At 71.9% G+C, this 9819-nt stretch carries 10 protein-coding genes; 2 read left to right on the top strand and 8 right to left on the bottom strand.

Annotated elements, in window-relative coordinates:
- On the bottom strand, positions 1-508 hold a 508-nt coding region (locus ABZ896_RS23810; RefSeq protein ID WP_360932462.1), incomplete at its 3' end, for an aldehyde dehydrogenase family protein.
- A gap of 155 nt (positions 509-663) precedes the next feature.
- On the opposite strand from ABZ896_RS23810, the gene ABZ896_RS23805 reads away from it, so the two are divergent.
- Entirely contained in the window at positions 664-1767 is a 1104-nt protein-coding gene (locus ABZ896_RS23805; RefSeq protein WP_360932459.1) for a substrate-binding domain-containing protein, read from the top strand.
- Here the strand turns inward: ABZ896_RS23805 and ABZ896_RS23800 are convergent.
- Positions 1742-2947 carry an RNA polymerase sigma factor gene (locus ABZ896_RS23800; RefSeq protein ID WP_360932456.1) on the bottom strand — a complete coding sequence of 402 codons (1206 nt, stop codon included), beginning with the start codon at positions 2945-2947 and terminating at the stop codon, positions 1742-1744. The two genes, ABZ896_RS23805 and ABZ896_RS23800, sit on opposite strands and share 26 nt — an antisense overlap.
- Entirely contained in the window at positions 2947-3303 is a 357-nt protein-coding gene (locus ABZ896_RS23795) for a YciI family protein (RefSeq protein ID WP_360932453.1), read from the bottom strand. Before ABZ896_RS23795 ends, ABZ896_RS23800 begins: the two co-directional genes overlap by 1 nt.
- A gap of 99 nt (positions 3304-3402) precedes the next feature.
- On the opposite strand from ABZ896_RS23795, the gene ABZ896_RS23790 reads away from it, so the two are divergent.
- Positions 3403-4422 (top strand): acyl-CoA dehydrogenase family protein, encoded by a 1020-nt coding sequence (locus ABZ896_RS23790; RefSeq protein ID WP_360932450.1) that lies wholly within the window; start codon positions 3403-3405, stop codon positions 4420-4422.
- A 13-nt stretch (positions 4423-4435) separates the two neighbouring features.
- Here ABZ896_RS23790 and ABZ896_RS23785 read toward each other — a convergent pair whose 3' ends face one another.
- The 5 genes from ABZ896_RS23785 to sfnG form a co-directional block, all read right to left on the bottom strand.
- Complete coding sequence (locus tag ABZ896_RS23785; protein WP_360932447.1) at positions 4436-5581, bottom strand: LLM class flavin-dependent oxidoreductase; 1146 nt, start codon at positions 5579-5581, stop codon at positions 4436-4438.
- Positions 5582-5606: 25 nt separating this feature from the next.
- Positions 5607-6791 carry an SfnB family sulfur acquisition oxidoreductase gene (locus tag ABZ896_RS23780; RefSeq protein WP_360932444.1) on the bottom strand — a complete coding sequence of 395 codons (1185 nt, stop codon included), beginning with the start codon at positions 6789-6791 and terminating at the stop codon, positions 5607-5609.
- A 5-nt stretch (positions 6792-6796) separates the two neighbouring features.
- Positions 6797-7351: an NADPH-dependent FMN reductase gene (gene ssuE, locus ABZ896_RS23775; protein ID WP_360932441.1), complete on the bottom strand. Its 555-nt coding sequence runs from the start codon at positions 7349-7351 to the stop codon at positions 6797-6799.
- Between the two features lie 68 nt (positions 7352-7419).
- Entirely contained in the window at positions 7420-8637 is a 1218-nt protein-coding gene (locus ABZ896_RS23770) for an acyl-CoA dehydrogenase family protein (RefSeq protein WP_360932438.1), read from the bottom strand.
- A gap of 13 nt (positions 8638-8650) precedes the next feature.
- On the bottom strand, positions 8651-9763 hold the full coding sequence (sfnG, locus tag ABZ896_RS23765) for a dimethylsulfone monooxygenase SfnG (protein WP_360932435.1): 1113 nt from the start codon (positions 9761-9763) through the stop codon (positions 8651-8653).
- Positions 9764-9819 lie beyond the last annotated feature (56 nt).

The following is a 9819-nucleotide window of genomic DNA, read 5'->3' as shown; positions in this document are numbered from 1 at the left end:
CCACGGCGTCGGTGTCGAGGTAGGCCGGCAGCAGCCGGGCGAGGGCCGCGGAGGTCGCCGGTGCCAGCTCGCTCGGCTTGGCGACGACCGCGTTGCCCGCGGCGAGCGCGCCGACCACGGGGGCGAGCAGCAGCTGGGCCGGGTAGTTCCAGGGCGCGATGACGAGGACGACACCGAGCGGGTCGTACTGCGTCCAGACCTTCGCGTCCCCGCCGAGGTGCGCCGGGGTCGGGGCGGACTCGGGGCGCAGCCAGTCGGCGAGATGCTCGACGGTGTGGTCGATCTCGCGGATCGTGAAGTCGATCTCGGTGCGGTAGGCCTCGGTGGCGCTCTTGCCCAGGTCGGCGTGGAGGGCCGCGGCCAGGTCCGCACCCTTCTCCGTGAGCAGCTCACGCAGTCGGCTCAGCTGTGCCGTACGCCACTCGACGGGCTTGGTGCGGCCGGTGCGGAAGGTGGCGCGCAGCCGGGCGACGACGTCGGCGGGCTGCTCGGGGGCGGGCTGGTTCACGGTGCCTCACTGGGGGTGCGCGGGGTTGTCGGCCCGCTGGGCGGTCTCGGCGGCGGGACGGCCGTCCCACCAGATGTATATTGCAACATTTCGCGGGCCGAAATAAATTCCGAGACGGACTGGAGTTCACCCGGCCGAGCCGAAATCATGACGCCATGTTCCGGCACGATCCCCCCGCACCCGAGTGGTACACCGCCGACGACTCCGTCCTCGGCGTGGCCCTCGTGTTCCCCATGCAGGGACCGGCGGGGATCTTCGGACCCACCTGCGAGCTGTGCGCCCAGCTCGCGGCCGAGGAGGTGAACCGGGCGGGAGGCGTCCTGGGCCGGGAGCTGAGGCTGCTGCCGGTCGACGGCGGCGCGTCGCCCCGCGAGATCGCCGACCATGTCGAGACCCTGGTGGACCTGGGGGTCGTCGGGGGCGTCACCGGCTGGCACATCTCCTCGGTACGGCAGGCGCTGGCGCCGCGGATCGCGCACCGGGTGCCGTACGTCTACACCGCCCTGTATGAGGGCGGCGAGCACCGCGCCGGCGTCTTCCTCACCAGCGAGACGCCCCGGGACCAACTCCGCCCGGCGATGGCCCTGTTGGCCCACGAGCGACGGGTCCGGCGCTGGTTCGTGGTCGGCAACGACTATGTGTGGCCCCGGCGTACGGCACGCGCGGCGCACGGGTACGCACGCGAGTCGGGCGGGACCGTGAGCGGCGAGGTCTATCTCCCGCTCGGCACCCACGACTTCGAGCCGGTGCTGCGCCGCATCGAACGCGCGGACGCGGACGGGGTGCTGATGCTGCTCGTCGGCAGCGACGCGGTGCGCTTCAACCGGGCGTTCGCCGACTACGGCCTGGACGCCCGCTGTCTGCGCCTGAGCACGCTGATGGACGAGAACATGCTGATGGCGAGCGGCCCTTCGGCCACCTCCGACCTCTACAGCACGGCCGGTTTCTTCGCCTCGCTCGCCAACCAGGACACCCTCGACTTCCACGGCCGGTACGCGGCCCGGTACGGCGTCGAGGCCCCGGCGCTCGGCAGCCTCGGCGAATCCTGTTACGAGGGCGTCCTGTTGCTCGCCGCGCTGCTCAAGCAGGCGGGCACGCTGGACGTGTCCGCGATCGGGGCGGCGGCCGGGACGGTGTCGTACGAGGGACCGCGCGGGCTGCTGCACCTCCGGGACAGCCATGTCCGCCAGCGCATCTACCTGGCGCGCGCCGACGGCCTCGACTTCGACGTGCTCACGGAGCTGGATCCGCGCGCGTGAGCGACCGCCGCCGGCGCTCCAGACAGGCGCGTTCCGCCGGGTTCTCGGCGAGTTCCACGGCCGTCTCGTACGCGCGTACGGCGTCCTCGGCGCGGCCCAGCCGCCGCAGCAGGTCGGCGCGGACCGCGTGGAGGACGTGGTACCCGGCGAGGTCCAGCTCTTCGACGAGGGCGAGGGCCTCCCCCGGCCCCTGGACCTCGGCGACGGCGACCGCCCGGTTGAGCGCGACCACGGGACTCGGAGCGACGGCCGTCAGCTGGTCGTACAGCTGGAGGATCTGGCCCCAGTCGGTGCCCTCGGCCGTGGGCGCGTCGCTGTGGACGGCCTGGATGGCGGCCTGGATCTGGTACGGCCCGGGCCGGTTCCGGCGCAGACAGCGCCGGACGAGCGCCTGCCCCTCGGCCACGAGATCGCGGTCCCACCGCCCCCGGTCCTGCTCGGGCAGAGTCACCAGCCCGCCGTCCGCGTCCAGCCGTGCCTCCCGGCGGGACTCGACGAGGAGCATCAACGCCAGCAGGCCGGTGACCTCCGGCTCGTCCGGCATCAGCTCCGCCAGCAGCCGCCCGAGGCGCAGGGCCTCCGCGCAGAGCTCGGGCGAGCCGCCGTACCCCTCGTTGAAGATCAGGTAGACGACGGCCAGCACCCCTTGCAGCCGCTCGGGGAGGTCGGCGTCGCTCGGGACGCGGTACGGGATCCGGGCGTTGCGGATCTTCGCCTTGGCGCGGACCAGGCGTTGGGCCATGGTCGGCTCGGGCACGAGGAAGGCGGCGGCGATGCGCGCGGTCGTGAGGCCGCCGAGGAGTCGCAGGGTCAGGGCGATCCGGGCCTGGGGCGCGAGCGCGGGGTGGCAGCAGGTGAAGATCAGGCGGAGCCGTTCGTCGCGCACGGGACCCTCCTCGGGCGGCGCGTCGGGGGCGTGCAGGAGGGCGGCCTCGGCGTGGCGGGACTCGCGGGTGGACTCGCGGCGCAGCCGGTCGACGGCGCGGTTGCGGGCGGTGGTGATGATCCATCCGGCGGGGCTGGGCGGTACGCCGGTCTCGGGCCAGCGGGTGAGGGCCGTGGTGAAGGCGTCCTGGACCGCTTCCTCGGCGAGGTCGATGTCGCCGAGGAAGCGGACCAGGACGGCGACCGCGCGGCCGTACTCCTGGCGGAACACGGCCTCGACGTCGGGTTGCCGCATCAGTCCTCGGACTGGTGCTGGAAGGGCCGCACCTCGATGGGCAGCGTGGTCGCGAGGGCGGCCTTGCGCCCCCACTCCAGGGCTACGTCGAGGTCGGGCGCCTTCACGACGCAGATCCCGCCGAGCTGTTCCTTGCCCTCGGCGTACGGCCCGTCGGTGACGATCACGCCCCCGTCCCGCGGCCGCAGCACCGTGGAGGAGTCGGGGCCGTGCAGTCCTCCGGCGAAGACCCAGGCGCCGGCCTCGCGCAGCTCCTGGTGAAAGGCGTCGAGCCGCTCACCGATCCCGGCGAGCACCTCGGGCGCGGGCAGCTCGTCCCAGCCGGGCTGCATGACGTTGAGCAGGTAGTACTGCATGACGGCCTCCTCGCCATCAGGGTGTCCTCTCACCTCCTACACGAACGGCACACCCCCGGATCGACACCCCGCCCCACGACACCCGGAAGAATCTTGCTCATGACGCACCCCTTGGTCACCGAAGCCCACCGCCTGGCCGACACCCTCCTCGCCCCGCACGCCGAACGCGTCGACCGGGAGGGCGTCCCGGCGCGCCACATCGAGGAGATCAAACGCTCGGGCCTGCTCGGGGTGACGGCTCCCGAGGAGTACGGCGGCTCGGCCGCTCCCGGCGCGGTGGCGCGGGAGACGGCGGAGATCCTGGCCGGCGCCTGTCTGTCGACGTGGTTCGTCCAGACCCAGCACCACACGCCGGTCCAGACCCTGGCGAAGAACGAGTCGGCGGTCCGCGAACGGCTCCTCGGCCCCCTGTCCCGCGGCGAACTCCTGGCGGGGGTGGCCTACGCCCATCTGCGCGCCCACCCGCGGACCCCGGTCCGGGCCACCCGGGACGGCGCCGGCTGGCGCTTCGACGGCACGGTTCCCTGGTACACCGGCTGGGGCCTCAACGACGTGATGCTCCTGGCCGGAGTCACCCCCGACGACGAGGCCCTGTTCGCCTTCACGGAGGCGCGGGAGCAGCCCGGTCTGCGCCCGTCGCGGCCGCTGCACCTGGCCGCCCTCACCGCGGCCCGCACGGTGACCCTGGAGCTGGACGGCTTCCGCCTCCCGGAGGAAGCGGTGGCCCTGCGCACCCCGTACGACCGCTGGGCGGCGACGGACCGCACGAAGACGGTGAACACCAACCCGGCGGTCTTCGGGGTCACTTCACGGGCACTGACCTTCGTGGACGAGGAGACGGCGGCACCGCTTCGGCTCCGCCTGTCCCAACTCCGCGACGCCGCCTACACCTTGGCGGACAGCGCGGACCACCTGGACGAACGCCTGTCCCTCAGAACCCGTTCCTACGAGTTGATGCAGGCGGCGACGACGGCCGCGGTGGTCTCGGGAGGCGGCCGCTCGATGAAACTGGACAGCACGCCTCAACGCCTCGCCCGGGAGGCGTTGTTCCTGATGGTCCAGGCCCAGACGAAGGAGTCGAGACGCTCACACTTGAACGCACTGGCGGGTGCTTCTTAGGGGCGCGGAGACCTCAGCCCGCGAACGGCACCTGAGCCGACGGCACCGACGGAGATCCGACCGGATGCCGCCAAACCCCCTCCGCGGCCAGTCGAGGCAGCACCCCTTCCCCGAACCAGTACGCCTCCTCCAGGTGCGGATACCCGGACAGCACGAACTCCTCGATCCCCAGCGCCGCGTACTCCTTGATCCGCTCGGCGACCTCCTCATGGCTTCCGACCAGCGCCGTCCCCGCACCCCCACGCACCAGACCGATCCCGGCCCACAGATTGGGGTAGATCTCCAACCCGTCCCGGTCCCCGCCCCCGTGCAGGGCCAGCATCCGCTGCTGCCCCTCCGACTCACTCCGGGCCAGCCCGGCCTGCACGGCCTTCACCGTCTCCGCGTCGAACCCCGCGAGCAGCCGCTCCGCCTCCGCCCAGGCCTGCTCGGATGTGTCCCGGGTGATCACATGCAGCCGGATCCCGAACCGCAGCGTCCGCCCCTCTTTCGCGGCCAGCCCCCGGATCCACGCGATCTTCTCGGCGACCTGGGCGGGCGGCTCACCCCAAGTGAGGTACACATCCACATACTTGGCGGCCACTTCCCCGGCGATGGGCGAGGACCCCCCGAAGTACACCTCCGGCACCGGATCCGGCACCCGCGCCAACTTCGCGTCCTCGACCCGGAGATGCTCCCCCGCGAGATCGACGGTCTTGCCCTCCCACAGTCCCCGGACGATCTCCAGGAATTCTCCGGTACGGCGGTACCGGGCGTCCTTGTCGAGGAAGTCCCCGTAGGCCCGCTGCTCGTGGCTCTCCCCACCGGTGACCACGTTGAGCAGCAACCGCCCCCCGGTCTGCCGCTGGAACGTGGACGCCATCTGCGCGGCGAGCGTCGGCGAGACGAACCCGGGCCGGAAGGCGACCAGGAACTTCAGCCGCTCGGTGTTCTGGCTGACCATCGCGGTGGTCAGCCAGGCGTCCTCGCACCACGCCCCGGTCGGGGTGAGCGCCCCCACGAACCCCAGGTCCTCGGCGGCCCGGGCGATCTGGCTCAGATAGGCGACCGTCGGCGGCCGGTCCCGCCCGAAGGACGTGGCCGGTGTGCCATGGCCGCCGCCGACGACGTGCCGGCTGTCGCCGTTGGTGGGCAGGAACCAGTGGAAGGTGAGGGACACGGGAGGTCTCCGTTCGTGGGGGCCGCTAGAGGAGGCCGTGGCGGGGCGGCCGGGTGCCGTTGAGTACGTACCGGCCGATGTGCTGGATCTTCCAGCGGGTCGGATCGTGGAGGGTGTGGGTGCGGGCGTCGCGCCAATGCCGGTGCAGGTTCAGGGAGTTGAGGGCCGAACGCGTACCGGAGACCTCGAAGAGGGCGCTTCCCACCTCCACGGCGGCCTGCGCGGCCTGCACCTTCGCGGCGGCCACCGCGATGGATGCCTCGGCCGCCGAGTCGTCGGTCAGGTCGTCCCGGGCCGCGTCCACGGCTCGCGCCGCCTCACGGAGCAGCGCCTCCGACGCCCGTACCTGGAGGGCGAGTTCGCCGAACCGCTGGATCAGAAGGGGGTCCTCGGCGGCCGTGTCGACGCCGCTCTCGAACCACGGGCGGCTCTTGGTCCGTACGAACTCGGCCGCCGCTTCGAGCGCGCCACCGGCGATTCCCACGTCGATGGCGGCGTGCAGCAACTGGGCCACCGCGCCGTGGAGTTGCGGTCCCTCGAAGGTCAGGTGGTGGGGAAGCACCCGGTCGGCGGGGACCTCCACGCCTTCGAGGCGGACGGTGCCGCTGGCCGTCGTACGCTGGCCGAGGCCGTCCCAGTCGTCGACGACCGTGACACCGGGTGCGTCGCGCGGGACGTACGCGACGTGGAGCTTGTCCTCTTCGGCGCGGGCCAGTACCGGGATCCAGTCGGCGAACAGGGCGCCGGTGGAGTAGTGCTTGACGCCGTCGAGGACGTAGGAGCCGTCCGGTCGCGGGGTCAGCCGGGTGCGGATGTCCTGGACGTGTTTGGTGCCCGCCTCCGACTGTGCGTTGCCGAAGCGGCGGCCGGCGAGGAGTTCGGCGAAGAAGAACTTCCGCTGCTGCTCGGTGCCCTGACGGCGGATCACATTGACGTAGGCGAAGTGGCTCTGCGGGATCTGGGCGAGGCTCGCGTCGGCGGAGGCGAGCAGGCGGAAGATCTCGGCGAGGGTCGGGGCACCGACGTCCGCCCCGCCGTGCTCGGCGGGGACGGTGACGGCGAGCAGGCCGGAGGCGGAGAGGCGGTCCAACTCGGCGCGGGGCAGCCTGCGTTCGGCGTCCCGCTCGGAGGCGCCCGTACGGAACTCGTCGGCGAGCGCCGCGGCGACCGCGAGGGCCTCCGTGTCGTCGGCGATCACATGGGCGGTCACGGTGCTCAGCTCGCCGCCGCCAGGACCGGCCGGTGGCCCAGCGCGGTCGAGAACTGGTCGACGACCTGGGCCAGGGCCTCGGTCGCCACCGGCGCCACGGTCAGCGAACCGTCCTCGTGCACGGTGATGTCCTTGTCGAGGGTGAACCAGCCCTGCACGATGTGCGCCGCGCCCATGGAGCTGAGGACGGGCCGGAGGGCGTAGTCGATGGCCAGGACGTGCGCGGTGGAGCCGCCGGTGGCCAGCGGGAGGACGGTCTTGCCGGCGAGGGCGTACTGCGGGAGCAGGTCCAGGAGGGCCTTGAGGACACCGGAGTAGGACGCCTTGTAGACGGGGGTGCCGACGACCACGCCGTCGACGCGGGCGAACAGTTCGGTTGCCTCGACGATCGCCGGGTGCTTGAAGTCCGCGCCGAGGAGCGCCTCGGCGGGGATGGTGCGGACGTCGAGCGGGATCACCTCGTGGCCCTGGGCGGTCAGGCGCCGGTCGAGGTGGCGCAGCAGCCGGTTGGTGCGGGAGGAGGCGGAGGGGCTGCCGGAGACGGACAGGACGGTGGCCATGCGGTCCTCTTTCGGGGAGGAGGGGCGGAGCGCCCCCGGTTCAGGCGGGGGCGCCCCCGGGGAAGCGGTCAGGAGTACCAGGTGGGTTCGGGCAGTTCGCCTTCGAGGACCCAGCGGCCGACCTCGCGCCGCTTGTAGGCGACGGGGTCGTGGAGGGTGTGGGTGCGGACGTTGCGCCAGAACCGGTCCAGGCCCTCCGAAGTGGCCGTCGAGCGGGCTCCCGTCACCTCGAAGATGCGACCGGCGACCTCCAGGGCCACGTCGGTGGCGATGGCCTTGACGGCGGCCACCCGGACCTCGAAGTCGCCGCGCGTCTTCTCGGTGACCGCGTCGGGGTCGTCGTGCAGCTTCTGTCCTTCGGCGGCGACGGCGTCGGCGAGGGCCTCGGCCGCCCAGAGCTTGGCGGTGAGGTCGCCGTAGATGTCGATGACGTACGGCTCGTCGACCGCGCGCTCGAAGCCGCCGTGCAGCCAGGAGCGGGACTTCTCACGGGTGTAGGTGGCGGCGGTCTCCAGGGCGCCGCCCGCGATGCCGAGGTAGAAGTTGACGAAGACCAGCTGGATGGTGGGGACGTTGAGGGTGTTGTAGATCCGGGGCTGGAACACCTTGTCGACGTATCCGGCCGCCGACGACCAGGGCGTGCGGACGCCGTCGAGGGTGACGCCGCCGCTCTCGGTGAGGCGCTGGCCGATGTTGTCCCAGTCGTCGTGGAAGGTCAGGCCCTCGGAGTCGGAGGGCACGATCGCGAAGACGTGCTGGTCGGTGCCGTCCAGGACGCCTTCGAGGACGGTGACGTCGGAGACCTTGCTGCCGGTGGAGAAGGTCTTGCGGCCGGTGAAGACGAGGTCGTCGCCGTCCTCGGTGACCAGGACGTCCTTGTCGCGCGGGTTGACCGCGCCGCCGAAGAACCACTGCTCCCGGCTGGCCGTGGCCTCCACCTGCTCCCACTGCTCGCGGGTGCCGACCAGGCGGGCGGCCCAGAACCAGAGGTAGTGGTAGCCGAGGAGCTGGCCGATGGAGCCGTCGGCCTTGGCGATCTCGCGGACCACCCGGTAGGCGGTGGGCCAGTCCTGGCCCGCGCCGCCGTGCTCGGTCGGGCCGAGGAGGGTGACGAGTCCGGCGTCCTTGAGGAGCCGGACCTCGGCGTAGGGGGTGGCGCCGGCGTGGTCGCGGGCGGCGGCGTCGGTGGCGAGGACGGCGGCGACCTCGGCGGCGCGGGCGATCCACTCCTGGGCCGTCTCGGGGGCCGGACGGGTCTGCCAGTCGGTGTTCGTGACGGTGCTCATCTCGGGGGCCTCCTCAGATCCGGGCGGGGACGGACGCGGTGTCGGGCAGCTGGGCTTCGAGTTCACGGACCAGCGGGAGCACCCGCCGGCCGAAGTACTCGACCTCCTCGTGGTAGTGCAGGAAGCCGAGGAGGAAGAGGTCCACGCCGAGCCGCTTGTAGGCGACGATCCGTTCGGCGATCTGCTCCGGGGTGCCGATGAGGCCGGTGCGGAAGCCGTCGTTGTACTGGACGAGGTCCTCGAAGGAGGAGTCCTGCCACATGCCCTTCTTGTCGCCGGTGGACTGACCCGCCTGCTTCACCGCCGCGCCGAACCCCTCGACGGCCTCGGTGTCGGCCTTGGCGACGATCTCGCGGAGGGTCTCGCGCGCCTCCGCCTCGGTGTCGCGGGCGATGAGGAAGCCGTTGAGGCCGAACTTCGGTGCGCTGCGGCCGACTTCGGCGGCGGACTTGCGGACGTCGGTGAGCTGCTCGGTGACCCCGTCGAAGTCCTTGCCGTTGGAGAAGTACCAGTCGGAGACCCGGCCGGCCATGGCGCGGGCGGCGGTGGAGTTGCCGCCCTGGAAGATCTCCGGGTGCGGGCGCTCGGGCGTGTTGAGCGGCTTGGGCTTGAGGGAGAAGTCGCGCAACCGGTAGAAGTCGCCGCCGAGTTCGGCGTGGTCCTCGGTCCAGATCTTGCGCAGGGCGGTGATGAACTCCTCGGAGCGGCGGTAGCGCTCGTCGTGCTCCAGCCAGGGTTCGCCGAGGGCGGTGAACTCCCCCTTGAACCAGCCCGATACGACGTTGACGGCGAAGCGGCCGTTCGAGAGGTGGTCGGCGGTGGCGCCGAGCTTGGCGAGGACGCCGGGGTGCCACAGGCCGGGGTGGACGGCGGCGATGACCTTCAGGCGCTCGGTGGCGAGCAGCAGGGCGAGGCTGAAGCTGGTCGACTCGTGCTGGTACTCGGCGCCGTAGCTGGCCATGTAGCGGACCTGGCTGAGGGCGTAGTCGAAACCGTTGTTCTCGGCGAGGACGGCGAGTTCGCGGTTGTAGTCGTAGCCCCAGTCGGTGCGCTGCTCGATCTTGCTGGTGACGAGTCCCCCGCTGACATTGGGGACCCAGTAGGCGAATTTCACGGGCGCGGGCATGCGGAACTCCTGTTGCGGAATGTTTTCGGGCACGCCGAATTCACCGAGGGCACAGG

The sequence above is a fragment of the Streptomyces sp. NPDC047072 genome (assembly GCF_040643855.1).
Taxonomy (GTDB): Bacteria; Actinomycetota; Actinomycetes; order Streptomycetales; family Streptomycetaceae; genus Streptomyces.
Note: the sequence above shows the minus strand (reverse complement) of the source record. Positions and strands in the feature narration are given on the sequence as shown.

Bases quoted from the DNA above. Each gene is read 5' to 3' on its own strand.
- ABZ896_RS23770 (WP_360932438.1), bottom strand. From the start codon at position 8,637: ATGAGCACCGTCACGAACACCGACTGGCAGACCCGTCCGGCCCCCGAG.
- ABZ896_RS23790 (WP_360932450.1), top strand. From the start codon at position 3,403: ATGACGCACCCCTTGGTCACCGAAGCCCACCGCCTGGCCGACACCCTC.
- ABZ896_RS23795 (WP_360932453.1), bottom strand. From the start codon at position 3,303: ATGCAGTACTACCTGCTCAACGTCATGCAGCCCGGCTGGGACGAGCTG.
- ABZ896_RS23800 (WP_360932456.1), bottom strand. From the start codon at position 2,947: ATGCGGCAACCCGACGTCGAGGCCGTGTTCCGCCAGGAGTACGGCCGC.
- sfnG (WP_360932435.1), bottom strand. From the start codon at position 9,763: ATGCCCGCGCCCGTGAAATTCGCCTACTGGGTCCCCAATGTCAGCGGG.
- ssuE (WP_360932441.1), bottom strand. From the start codon at position 7,351: ATGGCCACCGTCCTGTCCGTCTCCGGCAGCCCCTCCGCCTCCTCCCGC.
- ABZ896_RS23805 (WP_360932459.1), top strand. From the start codon at position 664: ATGTTCCGGCACGATCCCCCCGCACCCGAGTGGTACACCGCCGACGAC.